Consider the following 17,610-nt stretch of genomic DNA (forward strand, 5'->3'; position numbering starts at 1 on the left):
TCAGCCCAGCTCAACGATTTCGTAGTCGTGGCTGATGTCCACACCGGCACGGCCCAGCATGATCGAGGCCGAGCAGTACTTCTCCGCCGACAGCTCCACCGCCCGCTTCACCTGAGCCTCTTTCAGCCCACGGCCCTTGACCACGAAGTGCAGGTGGATCTTGGTGAACACCTTGGGCTCCTCGCCTGCACGCTCGGCATCGAGGAACACTTCGCAGCTTTCTACCGGCTGGCGGCCCTTGCGCAGAATGCTGACCACATCGAAGTTGCTGCAGCCACCGAGGCCAATCAACAGCATCTCCATCGGCCGAACACCAAGGTTACGCCCACCGGCATCGGGCGGGCCGTCCATCACCACGGCATGGCCACTACCGGACTCGCCGAGGAACAGAGCTTCACCGGCCCATTGCACACGCGCTTTCATCGTTCTTGGCTCCCAGAGTGGAAAAGTCCGGCAGATTAGCACAGCCGGGCAGCAGTCCGATGTTCGTCGATTACGCTAAAGTTCCGCCGGGTTATGTTACCCAGGTCGCAAAAAAGACCCCACTCATAGCGTGTCTGTTAAGCTGACGTCGGATTGCTGGCACACTTGGCCGGATAACAAATAAGAAATTGCCGTTGGACAAAGGCCTTCATTTTTTCATATTCGGGACTCGGGCATGGTTGCTATTACCCTTACACCTAAAATCAAGAATCTCGACAAGCTTCTCGCGCACTGTCATCGCCGCCGCTACACCTCCAAAAGCACCATCATCTATGCAGGTGATCGCTGCGAAACCCTGTTCTTCATCGTCAAGGGCTCGGTCACTATCCTCATCGAGGACGACGACGGGCGTGAAATGATCATCGCCTATCTGAACTCTGGCGATTTTTTCGGCGAGATGGGGCTGTTCGAAAAGGATGGTTCAGAGAAGGAACGCAGCGCCTGGGTGCGCGCCAAGACCGAATGCGAAGTAGCGGAAATCAGCTACGCCAAGTTCCGCGAACTGACTCAGCAAGACCCTGAAATCCTCTTCGCCCTCGGTAGCCAGATGGCCGAGCGCCTGCGCAATACCACGCGCAAGGTCGGCGACCTGGCCTTCCTCGATGTCACCGGCCGCGTCGCGCGCACTCTGCTCGACCTGTGCAAGCAGCCAGATGCCATGACCCATCCGGATGGCATGCAGATCAAGATCACCCGCCAGGAAATCGGCCGCATCGTCGGTTGCTCGCGCGAGATGGTCGGCCGTGTACTCAAGTCGCTGGAGGAACAGGGCCTGGTGCACGTCAAAGGCAAGACCATGGTGGTCTTCGGCACCCGCTGAAACCAGCCCAATAAAAAGCCGGCTTGATCGCCGGCTTTTTCATGCGTGCTATTCGGGGTCGGTGCCGATCACGGCTGGCCGTCCGCGCTCGGGAAAGAACAGGCGCTGCAATTCACTGCCGGGACTTTCCGCGCGCATGAAGGCTTCGCCGACCAGGAAGGCGTAGACCTCGTTGATCTCCATCAGCTCAACATCGGCGCGATTGAGAATGCCACTCTCGGTGACCACCAGGCGGTCACGCGGAATGCGTGGCAGCAGGTCGAGAGTGGTTTCCAGGCTGACATCGAAGGTATGCAGGTTGCGGTTGTTGATCCCCACCAATGGTGTGTCCAACGTATTCAGCGCCCGCTCCAGTTCGGCGCCGTCATGCACCTCGACCAGCACGTCGAGGCCGACATCCTTGGCAACAGAGGCCAGCTCGGCCATGCGCACGTCATCCAGGCAGGAGACAATCAGCAGCACGCAGTCGGCGCCCAGTGCGCGCGCTTCGACGATCTGATACGGATCGACCATGAAGTCCTTGCGGATAACCGGCAGCGCACAGGCAGCACGGGCCTGCTGCAGGTACTGGTCGGCGCCCTGGAAGAAATCGATATCGGTCAGCACCGACAGGCAGGTGGCGCCTCCCGCCTCGTAACTCCGGGCGATATCCGCCGGGACGAAGTCGGCGCGCAGCACGCCCTTGCTCGGCGAAGCCTTCTTGATCTCGGCGATCACCGCCGGCTCCTTGCGCGCCGCCTGCTCCAGCAGCGCGCGGGCGAAACCTCGCGGAGCGTCGGCACTGCGTGCAGCAGCCTCGACCTCGGCCAGGCTGACCTGGGCACGGCGCGCGGCCACTTCCTCGAACTTACGGGCGACGATCTTCTCCAGTACGGTTGGTACGCTCACCCTTCGTTCTCCTGTTTGAATACCGCGGTAAAGGACACCAGCTCTTCCAGCTTCTCACGCGCCAGGCCGGTGTGCAGGGCGTCGTGCGCCAGTTGCATGCCTTCACGCAGGCTGCTGGCATGATCCGCAGCGTAGAGAGCCGCGCCAGCGTTGAGCACGATCATGTCGGCAGCTTTCTGGCCATTATCGGTCTTGCGCCGGCCGAGGGCGTCGCGAATCAGTTCCAGCGACTGTTCGGCATTGTCGACGGTCAGACCGATCAGGCTCTGGCTCTTGATGCCGAAATCCTCGGGCTGGATACGGTACTCGCTGACCACGCCATTCTTCAGCTCGGCGACGAAGGTCGGCGCAGCCAGGCTGACCTCGTCCAGACCGTCCTGCGCGTGCACCACCAGCACGTGCTCGCTGCCCAGACGCTGCAGCACTTCGGCCATCGGCCGGCACAGCGCCTGGCTGAACACGCCGATGACCTGATGCTTGGCGCCGGCCGGATTGGTCATCGGGCCGAGCATGTTGAAGATGGTGCGCAGGCCCAGCTCGCGGCGCGGGCCAATGGCATGCTTCATCGCGCCGTGATGAGAGGGGGCGAACATGAAGCCGACCCCGACGCTTTCGACGCAGCGCGCCACCTGCTCGGGCTTGAGCCCCAGGTAGACACCAGCCGCCTCCAGCAGATCGGCGCTGCCGCTCTTGCCGGACACCGCACGGTTGCCGTGCTTGGCCACCTTGCCGCCCGCCGCCGCGACGACGAAGGCCGCCGCGGTGGAGACGTTGAAGATGTTCATGCCATCGCCACCGGTGCCGCAGGTGTCGACCAGGCGCTCGGCGTCGATTTCCACTGGCGAGGCCAGCTCACGCATGACGCTGGCGGCACCGACGATCTCGTCGATGGTCTCGCTCTTCATGCGCATGCCCATGAGAAAGGCGCCGATCTGCGCCTCGGTGCACTGGCCGGTCATGATCTCGCGCATGACCGCCTGCATTTCCTCGGTGGTCAGGTCGAGCTGGGCGACGATGCGGTTGAGGGCTTCCTTGATATTCATGCGCGCACGCCTCCGGTCTGCTTGAGGAAGTTGGCGAACAGTTCATGGCCCTGCTCGGTGAGGATGGACTCAGGGTGGAACTGCACACCCTCGATGTTCAGGGTCTTGTGGCGCAGGCCCATGATCTCGTCGACCGAGCCGTCTTCATGCTGCGTCCAGGCAGTGATTTCCAGGCAATCCGGCAGGGTTTCGCGCTTGACCACCAGAGAATGATAGCGGGTCACGGTGAGCGGGTTGTTGAGGCCGGCGAATACGCCCTTGTCTTCGTGGAACACCGGGCTGGTCTTGCCATGCATCACCTGGCGCGCGCGCACCACATCGCCGCCGTAGGCCTGGCCGATGCTCTGGTGGCCGAGGCAGACGCCGAGGATCGGCAGCTTGCCAGCGAAATGCAGGATGGACTCGATGGATACCCCCGCTTCGGTCGGCGTGCACGGGCCGGGCGAGACGACGATGCGCTCGGGCTTGAGCGCTTCGATTTCGGCGATGGTCAGTTCGTCGTTGCGAATCACGTGAACATCGGCGCCCAGCTCACCCAGATATTGCACGACGTTGTAGGTGAAGGAGTCGTAGTTATCGATCATCAAAAGCATGGTACGGCTCCTCTTATTCCTGGGCCTGGACGGCAGTCTGTTCGGCGAGCGCAACGGCGCGGAACATGGCGCGGCGCTTGTTCAGGGTTTCTTCCCACTCCAGCGCGGGCACCGAGTCGGCGACGATGCCGGCGCCGGCCTGCACGTGCAGTTCGCCGTCCTTGATCACCGCGGTGCGGATGGCGATGGCGGTGTCCATGTTGCCGTTCCAGGCGTAGTAACCGACCGCGCCGCCATAGACGCCGCGCTTGACCGGCTCCAGCTCGTCGATGATTTCCATCGCGCGGATCTTCGGCGCACCGGACAACGTGCCGGCCGGCAGGATGGCGCGCAGGGCATCCATCGAAGTCAGGCCTTTTTTCAGCTCGCCGGTAACGTTGGAAACGATGTGCATGACGTTGGAGTAGCGCTCGATGACCATCTTCTCGGTCAGTTTCACCGAGCCGATTTCCGAGACGCGGCCAGTGTCGTTGCGGCCCAGGTCGATGAGCATCAGGTGCTCGGCGACTTCCTTGGCATCGGCCAGCAGATCTTCTTCCAGCGCCAGGTCCTGCTCCTCGGTGGCGCCGCGCGGCCGAGTGCCGGCGATGGGCCGCACGGTGACCAGGTTGTCTTCGACGCGCACCAGCACTTCCGGCGACGAGCCGACGACGTGGAAGTCGCCGAAGTTGAAGAAGTACATGTACGGCGTCGGGTTGATGCAGCGCAGCGCACGGTACAGGTCGATGGGCGCGGCCTTGAACGGAATCGACATGCGCTGGGAAATCACCACCTGCATGCAGTCGCCAGCGAGGATGTAATCCTTGATGGCGCTGACCGAGCGTTCGTAATCCTCGCGGCTGAAGCTGGAGCGGAACGCCGGCTCCGCGCCTGCTGGCTTGTTCAGATCCACACCCAGACGCGGTGTGAACGGCTGACGCAGCTTGTGCAGGATGTCCTGCAGCTGCTGCTGACCACGCTCGAAGGCATCGCTCTCAGCCGGATCGGCCAGCACGATGGCGTGCATCTTGCCGGCCAGGTTATCGAACACCACCACGGCATCGGAGACGTTGAGCAGGATATCCGGCGTGCCCAGCGCGTCGGGGTTCACCCCGGCGGCCAGTTTGGGCTCGACGTAACGCACGCTGTCGTAGGCGAAGTAGCCGACCAGGCCGCCATTGAAGCGCGGCAAACCAGCAATGGTCGGCACCTTGTAACGCGCCTTGAACTGCTCGACGAAGGCCAGCGGGTCGGCACATTCGTGGCGCTCGATTTCGACACCGTCGGTGGTGATCACTACGTCATGACCGTGCACACGCAGCACGGTGCGCGCCGGCAGGCCGATGATCGAGTAACGGCCCCATTTTTCGCCGCCCTGCACGGACTCCAGCAGGTAGGAGTTGGGCGCATCGGCTAGTTTCAGGTAGATCGACAGCGGCGTGTCGAAGTCGGCGATGGTTTCGCAGGCAAGCGGAATGCGGTTGTAGCCTTCATCGGCTAAACGCAGGAATTCTTCATGGGTCATGATCAGCCTCATGGCTCGGGGTAAACGGTCGGGTGCAAACGGGCCGCGCAGCGGCGGCAGGACGAAATCAGGCGCGCCAGCGCCAACGGGCCAGGGCCTTGATCACTTTCATCCAGAGTTTGCAGCTAACCACCACGGTGCGATCTCGACAGGCGGGGGAATAAGGAGAGCGGCCACGGTAGCGCAGCCGCTCGGGCTAAGCAACTATCAGAGCAGTTCGGCGAGACTATCGACTACCAGCCCCGGTTTTTCTTCGGCAATCGGCCGGCCATGGTTATAGCCGTAGCTCACTGCGATGCACGGTACGCCCGCAGCGCGTGCGGCCAGCACGTCGTTGCGCGAGTCACCGATGAACAGCGACTGCGCCGCCTCGACCCCAGCCAGATGCATCACCTGCAGCAGCGCCGCAGGGTCCGGCTTCTGCTGCGGCAGGGTATCGCCGCCGATGATCCAGCGGAAATAACCGCCGAGACCCACCTGCTCCAGCAACGGCGCAACGAAACGCTCCGGCTTGTTGGTCACCACCGCCAGCTCCACAGCTGCAGTGCTGAGCGCCTCGAGCAGCTCGTGCACACCGGGATAGAGTGCGGTCAGGTTGTGGCAGTCGGCGTAGATATCGAGAAAGCGCGCCAGCGCCTCTTCCGTCTCGGCTTCACCCACGGCGGCGTGATCCAGACCACCGGCCAGGGCACGGCGCACCAACACCCGTGCGCCATTGCCGACCCAGTCACGGACCTTTTCAACGCCAGCAGGTGCACGCCCCATTTCGACCAGCATGCGGTCGACGGCTTCGGCCAGGTCTGGCACCGAGTCGATCAGCGTGCCATCCAGGTCGAACATCACCAGGCGCGGCAGCTCACCGGCGCACAGCGCGCGCAGCGGTTTCATCCACGCACCTGGGCCAGTTCGGCGCGCATGGCGTCGATCACGGCCTTGTAGTCCGGCTGGTTGAAGATCGCCGAGCCGGCGACGAAGGTGTCGGCGCCCGCCTCGGCGATCTCGCGGATGTTCTGCACGTTGACGCCGCCGTCGATCTCCAGACGGATCTCGCGGCCGCTGGCGTCGATCAGCGCGCGGGCTTCACGCAGCTTGTCGAGGGTGCCTGGAATGAACTTCTGCCCGCCGAAGCCGGGGTTGACGCTCATCAGCAGAATCATGTCGACCTTGTCCATCACGTACTTGAGCACATCGAGCGGGGTGGCCGGATTGAACACCAGGCCCGCCTTGGCGCCGCCCGCCTTGATCAGTTGCAGCGAGCGGTCGACGTGCTCGGACGCTTCCGGGTGGAAAGTGATGTAGCTGGCGCCAGCTTCAATGAAGTCGCCGATGATGCGATCCACAGGCTTGACCATCAGGTGCGCGTCGATGGGCGCGGTGATGCCGTACTTGCGCAGCGCGGCGCAGACCATCGGGCCGATGGTCAGGTTGGGCACGTAATGGTTGTCCATGACATCGAAGTGGACGATGTCCGCACCGGCGGCGAGTACGTTGTCCACTTCCTCACCCAGGCGGGCGAAGTCGGCGGAAAGGATCGACGGGGCGATGGCGAAGGGTTGCATGGCGCACCTCTAAGGGCTTGGGTCACGGTGGCGCGCATTGTAGCGGCTGTAGAGCCTTCAATCGACCGGAGCCAGCTTCGCGTAGGGTGCGACATGCCGAAAGTTTGTCCACCATGGGCCGGCAGCGGCGCAGTAAGAAAGGTGGACAAGCTTCGCGTTGTCCACCCTACGCACTCGCGCAATAGCGACCTGATTCAGATACCGCCGAGGCAGAGGTACTTGATCTCCAGGTACTCATCCAGGCCGTACTTGGAGCCTTCGCGGCCCAGCCCTGAAGCCTTCATACCGCCAAATGGCGCCACTTCGTTGGAGATCAGCCCGGTATTGATACCAACCATCCCGTACTCCAGCGCTTCGGCTACACGGAAGGTGCGACCCAGATCGCGGGTATAGAAGTAGCCGGCCAGGCCGAACTCGGTGTCGTTGGCCTGACGCACCACCTCGGTTTCGTCGCTGAAGCGGAACAGTGGCGCCAGCGGGCCGAAGGTCTCTTCACGGGCCACGCGCATATCCACGGTGACGCCCGTGATGACCGTGGGCTCGAAGAAATGCCCGCCCAACGCGTGCGCCTTACCGCCCTGCAGTACCTTGGCGCCCTTCTCCAGCGCATCGGCCAGATGAGCCTGCACCTTGGCCACGGCATTGCCGTCGATCAACGGGCCAATGACCACGCCCGCCTCATCACCCGGGCCAACCCGCAGTTTGGCCACGGCCGCGGCCAGCTTTTCGGCAAAGGCTTCGTAGACGGCATCGTGTACATACAGGCGGTTGGCGCAGACGCAGGTCTGCCCAGCATTGCGGTACTTGGCCACCAGCGCGCCTTCGACCGCTGCGTCGAGATCGGCATCCTCGAAGACGATGAACGGCGCATTGCCGCCCAGCTCCAGCGAAAGTTTTTTCAGGGTCGGAGCGCATTGCTCCATCAGCTTGATGCCAACACCGGTGGAGCCGGTGAACGACAACTTGCGCACGATGGGGTTAGCGCACAGCTCGGCGCCGACTTCGCGAGAACGCTCGGCATCAGCCGGCAGTACGCTGAACAGCCCGGCCGGGATGCCCGCGCGCTCGGCCAGCACCGCCAGCGCCAGGGCACTGAACGGTGTCTGCGGCGCCGGCTTGAGCACCATGGCGCAGCCAGCGGCCAATGCCGGACCGGCCTTGCGGGTGATCATCGCCGCCGGGAAGTTCCAGGGCGTGATCGCCGCGGTCACGCCAATGGGTTCCTTGGTCACTATCAGGCGCTTGTCCGGCTGATGGCCGGGAATGGTGTCGCCGTAGACGCGCTTGGCCTCTTCCGCGAACCACTCGATGAAGGATGCCGCGTAAAGCACCTCACCGCGCGCCTCGGTCAGCGGCTTGCCCTGCTCGGCCGTCATGATCCGCGCCAGATCTTCCTGGTTGGCCAGCATCAACTCGTACCATTTGCGCAGCCGCGCCGCGCGCTCCTTGGCCGTCAACGCACGCCAGGCGGGCTGAGCAGCCTGCGCCGCCTCGATGGCCTGACGGGTCTGCACGCCACCGATGTTTGGCACGACACCCAGCGACTCGCCGTTGGCAGGGTTGAAGATTTCAGTCACATCGCCATTGCTGGCATCGCACCACTGGCCGTCGATATAGGCCTGATGGCGCAGCAGATCGGGATCATTCAGTTGCATGATTTTCTCCTGCTGCCGAGGGAGGAGATCACCCCTCGGCTGAATTAGGGATTGCACAGGCCTCACTCGCCTGGCGGCAGATCCTTGGTGAAGGTCTGGTCGTTCTCGCCGCGGAACATCTGCGCCCCGTAAATCAGCGCGCACAGGCCAACGCCGATGGCGAAGGCCCAGCCGGCGCCTTTGATCGCCAACACTGCGCCGATCACCCCGGCGATGCCCAGATCACGCTGGCTGCGCGCTTCCATGATGCCCAGACGCACGCTGACGTAGCCCTGGATCAGCAAGGTCAGCGCCAGCGCCACGCCGAGAATCGGCTGCAGCAGGGTGACCACCGGCAGCAGCAACAGGCCGGTGTTGGTGCCCCAGCGGAACGAGCCAACACCGCCGTAGATGGACTTCATCGCCTGGGCACCGCCCTTGAAGCGCTCGGTGATCACCACCTGCATGGCCGACCACTGCGGCCCGCACATGGCCACGTCCGGACCAAAGATACTCATCAAGGCATTGCGCCCACCGAAGATCATGTGCGAACGGTTCGGGTTGAAGTCGACCTTCTCGTCACTGCGAATATGGTCGGCCTCGGAGAGGATCGCCCTGGCGCCCAGCACATCGCCGAACACCACCAGGTAGGCGGCGAACACGGTGGGAATGGCAGTGACGAACATCATCAACGGCGGCATGCCGAGGCCGAACACGGTGTACTCGTTCCACAAGGTGACGAAGTCCGGCTTGCTGATGCCCCACTCGATGTTCGGCCAGGGCGCCTCACCAAAGATCGGCGCGACGAACACCGCCAGCAGGATGATCGGGAAGATGCCCAGCTTGGCGAAGTTCCACCAGAAGCGGCTGCGCTTCTTCAGTTGCTGGAAGTGCAGGGAGAACACCAGGTAGAAGGCGATGCCGACCGCGATGGAAATGGTCCAGGGGAAGCTGTCGAAGCGACCGCCTTCCTTGAATACCGTCACCACCGCGCTGAGGCCGGCGCCCATGATGATCCCGGCCTTGAGCGCCGAGGGCACCAGCGACACCACCTTGCGCGCCATGCCGGTCATGCCCAGGCCGATGGAAAATATCCCCAGCATCAACTGGAAGGCAATCAGCGCATGCACCCGCTCCGGGCCCTCCGGGAACTGGCTGCAGTAGGCCATCAGCAGTGGGATCGCCGGGGTGATCCAGCCCGGAACGACCGGATCGCCCAGCAAATGGTGAGTCAAGTACAGCAGGCCATTGAGCATGACCACTGCCAGCGCCACCTCGAAGGGCATGCCGAGGAACTCGGTCATCAGCGGAATCGCCGCCAGATCCACCGCGCACATGAGCAGGCCCTGCATGTAGTCGGAGATCTCGAAGCGGTAATGAATGAAAGGCAGACGCACCTTGAATGGCCCCACCGGCCAGTAGGGGGCTTCCACACCAAGGTCTTGTTGATGCAGTTCGGACATTTGAGTCACCCAGCTTTATTAGAGTTGTATTTCAGCCGGCCCCAGCACCCTGGGGCCTTTCATCTTCGTTGCGGTAATCAGTAGGCAGCGCGGTAGATCTGTTCGATGTCGCCAGCCGTCAGGCGCCGCGGGTTGTTGCGCATCAGCCGATCGATCTTGCTCGCTTCCTCGGCCATGGCCGGGATGGCGTCTTCCGGCACGCCGAAGCTGCGCATGCCCTTGGGAATGTCGACGCTGGCGCACAGCTCGGCCATGGCCTCGACGGCCAGGTCGGCGGCGGCCTTGTCGCTCAGGCCATGGGTTTGCACACCGAGAGCAGCAGCGATCTCGGCCATGCGCTCGACACAGGCCAGCTTGTTCCAGGCCATCACGTAAGGCAGCAGCAAGGCATTGCTGACGCCGTGAGCGATATTGAAGCGACCGCCCAGCGGATAGGCCAGCGCATGCACCGCGCCCACGCCGGCATTACCGAAGGCCATGCCGGCCATCAGGCTGGCGGTCGCCATATCCTCCCGAGCGAGCAGGTCAGCCGGATTGGCATAGGCCTTGGGCAACGCCTTGGCGATCAGCTTGATGGCGCCGATGGCCAGGGCGTCGGTGATCGGCGAAGCATTAACCGACAGGTAGGACTCCACCGCATGGACCAATGCATCGACGCCACTGGCGGCGGTCACGCCACGGGGGCAGGTTAGGGTCATCAGCGGGCTAACCAGGGCCACGTCGGGCAGCAGGTAGTCGCTGACGATGCCCTTTTTCAGTTGCGCCTGCTTATCGGAGAGGATCGACACGTTGGTCACTTCCGAGCCGGTGCCAGCAGTGGTCGGAATGGCAATCAGCGGCGGGCCTTTACGCTTGATCTGATCGACGCCGAACAACTCTTCCAATGCACCGTCATGACCGACGTAACCGGCCACGGCCTTGGCGATATCGATGGCGCTGCCGCCACCGACGCCGATCAGGCCATCGTGGCCGCCGTCGCGATAGACCTTGGCGCAGGCTTCGACGATGGCGATCTCCGGCTCCGGCTCGACACCGTCATAGATGCCATAGCGGCGCTCGCCGAGTTGCTTGAGGACATGCTCAACCGTACCGGACTTGATCAGGATGGCGTCAGTAACGATCAGCGGGTTGGTGATATTCAGTCGAGACAGTTCGAGCGCCAGTTGCTCCACGGCCCCTTGGCCGGTCAGCAGCTTGTTGGCGATCTTGAATGCGGCAGTGTTCATCAGCAGGCCCCTTGTGCGTTGTTGTGCTGAGCGGGTTCGGGGCTTGCCATAGCCAATCCTGTGCCAGCTCGCTGAAAGCGGCGTGCTAGAAGGCTTGCGTCGATTTGTCACAACGCGCAGCGGGTTGCGCTTGATCAGAAAACCAATCAAATGAGCCTTTTACGATCCATTTTCCAATCAACCCTGCTCCCAGCGCTTCATCTTCTGCACCAGGGTCGCCTGGCTCAGACCGAGCACCTTGGCCGCTTCACGGGTGGTCTTGTGCTGCATCAGGGCGCGGCGGATGAGGCGCCGCTCGAGGTTCTCCACCTGCTTGCGCAATGGCAGCAGGTCGTCGACATCGCTGCGAGCAACGCGCATTTCCTCCGGCAGATCGCACAGTTCGATGCGTTCACCACTGCTGGTCACTACCAGGCGCTCGACCAGATTGATCAGCTCACGGATGTTGCCGGGCCAGGCGTAGTCGGTCAGCGCGTCGAGCGCCTCGAGCTCCCAACTCAGCACTCGACCATAACGCTGATTGAATTCGGCCAGGTAGAAATCCAGCAACGGCTGAATTTCCTCGGGCCGCTCGCGCAGCGCCGGAATGTGGATTGGCACGACGTTGAGGCGGTAGTAGAGGTCGGCGCGAAAACGGCCCTCGGCGACCATCGTGCGCAAGTCGTGGTGGGTGGCGGTGATGATGCGCACGTCCACCTCCTTCAACTCCAGACCACCGACCGGGATGAAGCGGCTCTCCTCGATAACCTTGAGCAGCTTGACCTGCAGCGGCAATGGCAGATCACCGATCTCATCGAGAAAAACCGTGCCCTGGTGCGCCAGCTCCAGCAGACCGCGCTTGCCCTTGCTGCCGGCGCCGGTGAACGCACCCGGCACATAGCCGAACAACTCGGCCTCGATCAGGTTCTCCGGCAGCGCACCGCAGTTCAGCGCCAGAAACGGCTGCGCCGCGCGCGGGCTGCTCTTGTGGATGTACTGGGCGATCAGGGTCTTGCCGACACCGGTCTCACCCTGCAATAGCACCTTTACGTCGCTGGCCGCGACCTGCCGCGCCTGCATGAAGACGCGCCCTGAAGCGGGCTTGTCGGCGACCGGCGAGGCATCGAGCAGGTCGTCACGCTGGCCGGCATGCAGCTTGGCCGTGCTGTTACGCAGCTGCTTCAGTTGCTGCAGCTCGTCGCGCTCGTGCTTCATGCGCAACAGCTCGGTCATGTCGCGCACGGTACTGACCACATAGCGCACGCGTCCATCGGCGGCGAAGATCGGCGTGCCACTGACCAGCAGGCGTTTGCCCTGGCTGACGCTCTGCATCAGCGACAGCGCCTTGCCTTCCTTGAGCACACGCAAGGACACCGACTGCGAGATCACACCCTGCTCTACCAGCGCCTGCATATGCTGGCCGACGACGTCCTCGGCACGCAGCCCGGTCAGACGCTCATAGGCACTGTTGACCTTGAGGGTGATGCCATCGGCGTCGGTGATGTAGACGCCATCGTGCAACGCGTCGATCAGCTCACGAAAACCGGGATCATCGAAGTCCATCTGGCTGCCTTGTTGGGTCAGGAGAAACTACACATTCTACGCCCGGAAATGAGCAAGGCCTCGCCGGTTTCCCGGCGAGGCCTTGAACATGCAGCTGCGGCGATTTATTCCGGCGTCGAAGTACGCAGCTTCTCGCTGCGCCCACGCAGCCACTCCAGAGTCAGCAGCAGCAGGACGGAGAAACCGATCAGCAGGGTCGCTGCGGCGGCGATGGTTGGCGACAGGTTCTCGCGGATGCCGCTGAACATCTGCCGCGGCAGAGTGGCCTGCTCGGGGCCGGCGAGGAACAGGGTCACCACCACTTCGTCGAACGAGGTGGCGAAGGCGAACAACGCACCCGAGATCACGCCCGGCGCGATCAGCGGCAGGGTCACCCGGCGAAACGCCGTCAGTGGCGAGGCCCCAAGGCTGGCGGCGGCGCGTACCAGGTTGTGGTTGAAGCCCTGCAGCGTGGCCGACACAGTGATGATCACGAACGGCACGCCGAGCACCGCGTGTACCAAGATCAGCGACAGGTAGCTGTTGCCCATGCCCAGCGGCGCGAAGAACAGGTAACTGGCCACACCGATGATCACCACCGGGACGATCATCGGTGAGATCAGCAGGCTCATCACCAGCGCCTTGCCACGGAATTCGCCACGGGTCAGACCGATGGCCGCCAGGGTGCCGAAGACCATGGCCAGCAGAGTGGCGGCCGGGGCGATGATCAGGCTGTTCTTCAGCGAACGCATCCAGTCGGCGGACATGAAGAAGTCCTCGTACCAGCGCAGCGAGAATCCTTGCAGCGGGTAGACCAGGAAGGTGCCGGAGTTGAACGACAGCGGCACGATCACCAGCACCGGCAGGATCAGAAACAGCAGCACCAGGCCGCAGAGAATGCGCAGGCCGTAGTACCAGAGGCGCTCGACGGGTGACATGTAGGGGCTGAGCATGGCTGTGACTCCATTTAGCATTTAGCTCCCCTCTGCCATTTATGGGAGAGGGGCTGGGGGAGAGGGCGCTCTTCTTGTGCCCTCCTCCCGAGTTCGGTTACCGAGAGACGGGGGTGCCGAAACAAGCACCCTCTCCCGCCCTTCGGGCACCCTCTCCCATGAATGGGAGAGGGTCATCAGATGGCCTGCTGCGCAGACCGCGTTTATCCCAGGCGCAGTTTGCTGGCGCCGACCAGCCAGCTGTACACCACGTAGAGCACAAGCGTCGCGGCCAGCAGCAGGCCGCCGAGGGCCGTGGCCATGCCCCAGTTGATGGTGGTGTTGGTGTAGAAGGCGACGAAGTAGCTGATCATCTGGTCGTTCGGGCTGCCCAGCAGCGCCGGGGTGATGTAGTAGCCGATGGACAGGATGAACACCAACAGGCAACCCGCACCGACACCGGCCAGCGTTTGCGGGAAGTACACCCGCCAGAAACTGGCGAACGGGTGGCAGCCGAGCGACACCGCCGCACGCATGTAGCTGGGCGAGATGCCCTTCATCACGCTGTAGATCGGCAGGATCATGAACGGCAGCATGATGTGGACCATGGCCACGTACACACCGCTGCGGTTGAACACCAGTTGCAGTGGTTGCTCGATGATCCCCAACGATATCAGCGCGCTGTTGATCAGCCCTCCGGACTGCAAGAGCACGATCCAGGCCGCGACCCGCACCAGGATCGATGTCCAGAACGGCAGCAACACCAGAATCATCAGCAGGTTGCCCTGCCGCGTCGGTAGGTTGGCCAGCAGGTAAGCCAGTGGGTAAGCCAGCACCAGGCAGATGGCGGTGATCACCAGGCTCATCCAGAAGGTGCGGGCGAAGATATCCAGGTAGATGGCCTGATCCGGCGTGGCCTTGGCCAGTTCGCCGAGGTCGTCGATGCGGTGATCGAGCGCGGCCAGCAGGTAATAAGGCGTAACCGACGAGGCATTGCGGCGGATCACCTGCCAGTAGGCGGGGTCGCCCCAGCGCTCGTCCATATCAAGGAAAGCTTCCTGGTAGGACGCTGGCTCCTCGCGGAGCGGCAGCTTGCGTGCGGTGGCGCTGACCAGGCTACGGAAGCCCGCCAGCTCCATGTTCAGGCGCTTGGACAGATCGCCAAGGCTCTGATTGCGCCGTGCCTCGAGCATATCGCTGGCAATCGCCTGGTATACCGCTTCATCCGGCAGGCCACGGCCATCCCAGGCAGCAATCGCCTCGACGGTGCGCGGCAGGCTGCCGACCACTTCCGGGTTGTCCACACTGCGCATGAGCAGTGCGCCGATAGGCAGCAAGAAGGTCAGCAGAAGAAACAGCAACAGCGGCAGGATCAGCGCCTTGGATTTCAGGCGATTGAAACGCTCGGCACGGGCCAGTCGCTGCTTCAGGCTCGGCCCGGGCAAATCATTGGCAGGCAGTACGGCGGCCATGGACAACTCCGCAAGCAAGAAAGGAATTCAGACGGCCCCGCCATGAGGCGGGGCCGGATAGGCGACTTAGCGCGCGGCCCAGGCGTTGAAACGCTGCTCCAGCTGCTCGCCGTAGTCAGCCCAGAAGGTCACATCGATGGCCACCTGGTTGGCGATGTTTTCCGGGGTGGTCGGCATCAGGTTCAGACGCTCCGGCGCCAGCAGCTCGATGGCCTGCTTGTTGGCCGGGCCGTAGGCGATGTTCTCCGAGTAGGTCTTCTGCGCTTCGGGCTTGACCGAGTACGCGATGAACTCCTTGGCCAGCTCGGCGTTCTTGGCTCCACGCGGGATGGCCCAGGAGTCGAAGTCGTAGATACCACCGTTCCACACCACCTGCAGGTTGCTTTCGCCCTGCACCGCCGCGATACGACCGTTGTAGGCCGAGCTCATCACCACGTCGCCGGAGGCCAGGTACTGCGGCGGCTGGGCTCCAGCTTCCCACCACTGGATGTTCGGCTTGAGTTCGTCGAGTTTCTTGAACGCGCGATCCTGGCCTTCTTTGGTGGCCAGCACCTTGTACACGTCCTTGACCGGCACGCCGTCGGCCATCAGGGCGAATTCCAGGGTGTACTTGGCGCCCTTGCGCAGGCCGCGTTTACCCGGAAATTTCGCTACATCCCAGAAATCGGACCAACTGGTCGGTGCGGCGCTCAGTTTGTCGGCGTTGTAGGCCAATACCGTGGACCAGACGAAGAAGCCCACGCCGCACGGCTGGATGGCGCCCTCGATGAAATTGGCCTCGTCGCCGAACTGCGCCGGGTCAAGCTCCTCGAACAGGCCTTCGTCACAACCGCGGGCCAGTTCCGGCGACTCCACCTCCACCAGATCCCAGCTCACGCTGCGGGTGTCGACCATGGCTTTGACCTTGGCCATTTCACCGTTGTATTCGCCGCCCAGCACCTTGTTGCCGGTTTCCTTCTCGAAGGGTTCGTAGAACGCCTTGACCTGCGCCGCCTTGTTCGCGCCGCCGAAGGATACCGCTGTCAGATCCACCGCCAGTGCCGGCATGGCACAGCTAACGCCCAGGGCCAACGCCGCGAGCTTCAGGGATTTCGTCATTCTTATCAGCTCCTCTGTGTTACGGGGTAAAGGTGAAGCACTGCGCGAAAGGCTCACTCGATGTGGAGTGGATCCAGCGCGCGGACATGCTCGACAGACCAGCCGAGCGGAACCAGGTCACCAACCGTCAGCGCCGGATCGAGCTCGGCCACGGGTTGCTTGACGTAGAAATCGGACTTGCCGCAGACCTCCATGCGGATGCGCACGTGGTCGCCCAGGTAAATGAACTCGGCGATACGCCCGGAGAAGCGGTTCGGGCAGGCCTCGCTGTGGCCGTTGAGGCGAATGCGCTCGGGACGAATCGACAGGCTCACTGCCTCGCCGACGGCACCGACGTTGACCGCCGTGGCGCGCACTTCCTCACCGCGCGCCAGGCGCACCACGCACTGTTCGCCATCGCGACTGACCAGCTCGCCAGCCAGACGATTGTTCTCGCCGATGAACTGGGCGACGAAGGTGTTGTGCGGCGCTTCGTAGAGTTCGCGCGGTGGGGCGATCTGCTGGATCTCGCCCTGATGGAACACGGCCACGCGGTCGGACATGGTCAGCGCCTCGCCCTGATCGTGGGTGACGTAGACCACGGTCACGCCGAGGCGCTGGTGCAGGTGCTTGATCTCCATCTGCATGTGTTCACGCAGTTGCTTGTCCAGCGCGCCGAGGGGTTCATCCATCAGTACCAGCTGCGGCTCGAACACCAGCGCACGGGCCAGGGCCACACGCTGCTGCTGACCACCGGAAAGCTGGCCGGGGTAACGGTTGCGGAAGCTGTCGAGCTGCACCATCGACAGGGCGCGTTTGACCCGCTCGCTGATATCGGTGCGCGACATGCCGCGCACGCTCAGCGGGAAGGCCAGGTTCTCGGCCACGGTCATGTGCGGGAACAGCGCGTAGTTCTGGAACACCATGCCGATGTCACGCTTGTGCGGCGGCAGTTTGTTCAGCGAGCGGCCATCGAGGAGGATCTCGCCAGCGGTCGGCGTCTCGAAACCGGCCAGCATCATCAGGCTGGTGGTCTTGCCGGAACCGGACGGGCCGAGCAGGGTCAGAAACTCACCCTTGCGGATATCCAGGTTGAGGTCTTTGACGATCAGCGTTTCGCCGTCATAGCTCTTCTGTACGCCACGGAAGCTCACCAGTACATCGTTTGCCATCACACCACACCCTTGTTCTTGTCTCAGGCCGATGAGCCAAGATTAGGTCGGCGCGACAGGGTGAAAAATCGGGCGGGATGACAAGCTGATATCAGGCGCGAGGAGAATCTTGTGTAGGGATCGCCCTACAAATTCCGAGTGATTACCTCGGTTTTCGAGCGCCCGACGAACCGTAGGAGCGGCTGGGCGGCATTGCGCTTCAGCCGCGATGAATTGCCTATGA

15 protein-coding genes and 1 pseudogene are annotated in these 17,610 nt (G+C 63.0%); 1 reads left to right on the forward strand and 15 read right to left on the reverse strand.

Features of this window, described 5'->3' with window-relative positions; translation table 11 throughout:
* The gene (locus CXP40_RS06920; protein WP_017675647.1) at positions 1-423 is read right to left on the reverse strand and encodes an OsmC family protein; all 423 of its coding nucleotides are present in this window, start codon (positions 421-423) and stop codon (positions 1-3) included.
* Positions 424-658: 235 nt separating this feature from the next.
* Between CXP40_RS06920 and crp the strand changes: the two genes are divergently transcribed.
* Complete coding sequence (gene crp, locus CXP40_RS06925) at positions 659-1,303, forward strand: cAMP-activated global transcriptional regulator CRP (RefSeq protein ID WP_106733180.1); 645 nt, start codon at positions 659-661, stop codon at positions 1,301-1,303.
* A 48-nt stretch (positions 1,304-1,351) separates the two neighbouring features.
* Here the strand turns inward: crp and trpC are convergent, their stop codons facing one another.
* From trpC to CXP40_RS06995, 14 genes and pseudogenes are all read right to left on the reverse strand, one after another.
* Positions 1,352-2,191 (reverse strand): indole-3-glycerol phosphate synthase TrpC, encoded by an 840-nt coding sequence (gene trpC / locus CXP40_RS06930; RefSeq protein ID WP_106733181.1) that lies wholly within the window; start codon positions 2,189-2,191, stop codon positions 1,352-1,354.
* Positions 2,188-3,234, reverse strand: coding sequence for an anthranilate phosphoribosyltransferase (trpD, locus tag CXP40_RS06935; RefSeq protein WP_106733182.1), 1,047 nt, complete (start codon positions 3,232-3,234; stop codon positions 2,188-2,190). The genes trpC and trpD overlap by 4 nt, the downstream gene beginning before the upstream one ends.
* Entirely contained in the window at positions 3,231-3,827 is a 597-nt protein-coding gene (locus CXP40_RS06940; RefSeq protein ID WP_106733183.1) for an aminodeoxychorismate/anthranilate synthase component II, read from the reverse strand. The genes trpD and CXP40_RS06940 overlap by 4 nt, the downstream gene beginning before the upstream one ends.
* Positions 3,828-3,840: 13 nt before the next feature.
* Positions 3,841-5,331 (reverse strand): anthranilate synthase component I, encoded by a 1,491-nt coding sequence (trpE, locus tag CXP40_RS06945; RefSeq protein ID WP_106733184.1) that lies wholly within the window; start codon positions 5,329-5,331, stop codon positions 3,841-3,843.
* A 67-nt stretch (positions 5,332-5,398) separates the two neighbouring features.
* A pseudogene (locus CXP40_RS06950) lies at positions 5,399-6,219 on the reverse strand (phosphoglycolate phosphatase).
* The gene (rpe, locus tag CXP40_RS06955; protein ID WP_055985392.1) at positions 6,216-6,890 is read right to left on the reverse strand and encodes a ribulose-phosphate 3-epimerase; all 675 of its coding nucleotides are present in this window, start codon (positions 6,888-6,890) and stop codon (positions 6,216-6,218) included. The pseudogene CXP40_RS06950 and the gene rpe overlap by 4 nt, the downstream one beginning before the upstream one ends.
* A 194-nt stretch (positions 6,891-7,084) precedes the next feature.
* Positions 7,085-8,545: an NADP-dependent succinate-semialdehyde dehydrogenase gene (gene gabD, locus CXP40_RS06960; RefSeq protein ID WP_106733186.1), complete on the reverse strand. Its 1,461-nt coding sequence runs from the start codon at positions 8,543-8,545 to the stop codon at positions 7,085-7,087.
* A 62-nt stretch (positions 8,546-8,607) separates the two neighbouring features.
* Complete coding sequence (locus CXP40_RS06965) at positions 8,608-9,987, reverse strand: hypothetical protein (protein ID WP_106733187.1); 1,380 nt, start codon at positions 9,985-9,987, stop codon at positions 8,608-8,610.
* A 77-nt stretch (positions 9,988-10,064) separates the two neighbouring features.
* Positions 10,065-11,213: an iron-containing alcohol dehydrogenase gene (locus CXP40_RS06970; protein ID WP_003463513.1), complete on the reverse strand. Its 1,149-nt coding sequence runs from the start codon at positions 11,211-11,213 to the stop codon at positions 10,065-10,067.
* Positions 11,214-11,390: 177 nt separating this feature from the next.
* A complete protein-coding gene (locus CXP40_RS06975; protein ID WP_106733188.1) occupies positions 11,391-12,755 on the reverse strand; it encodes a sigma-54-dependent Fis family transcriptional regulator in 1,365 nt (454 codons plus the stop codon).
* A 104-nt stretch (positions 12,756-12,859) separates the two neighbouring features.
* A complete protein-coding gene (locus CXP40_RS06980; protein ID WP_017675659.1) occupies positions 12,860-13,687 on the reverse strand; it encodes an ABC transporter permease in 828 nt (275 codons plus the stop codon).
* Between the two features lie 203 nt (positions 13,688-13,890).
* The gene (locus CXP40_RS06985) at positions 13,891-15,138 is read right to left on the reverse strand and encodes an ABC transporter permease (protein ID WP_106733189.1); all 1,248 of its coding nucleotides are present in this window, start codon (positions 15,136-15,138) and stop codon (positions 13,891-13,893) included.
* 66 nt (positions 15,139-15,204) lie between these two features.
* Positions 15,205-16,236: an ABC transporter substrate-binding protein gene (locus tag CXP40_RS06990; RefSeq protein WP_106733190.1), complete on the reverse strand. Its 1,032-nt coding sequence runs from the start codon at positions 16,234-16,236 to the stop codon at positions 15,205-15,207.
* Between the two features lie 53 nt (positions 16,237-16,289).
* Positions 16,290-17,387: an ABC transporter ATP-binding protein gene (locus tag CXP40_RS06995; RefSeq protein WP_106733191.1), complete on the reverse strand. Its 1,098-nt coding sequence runs from the start codon at positions 17,385-17,387 to the stop codon at positions 16,290-16,292.
* Positions 17,388-17,610: the final 223 nt, after the last annotated feature.

Origin of the sequence: Pseudomonas sp. YY-1, assembly GCF_002843095.1 — a bacterium.
GTDB lineage: Bacteria > Pseudomonadota > Gammaproteobacteria > Pseudomonadales > Pseudomonadaceae > Aquipseudomonas > Aquipseudomonas sediminis_A.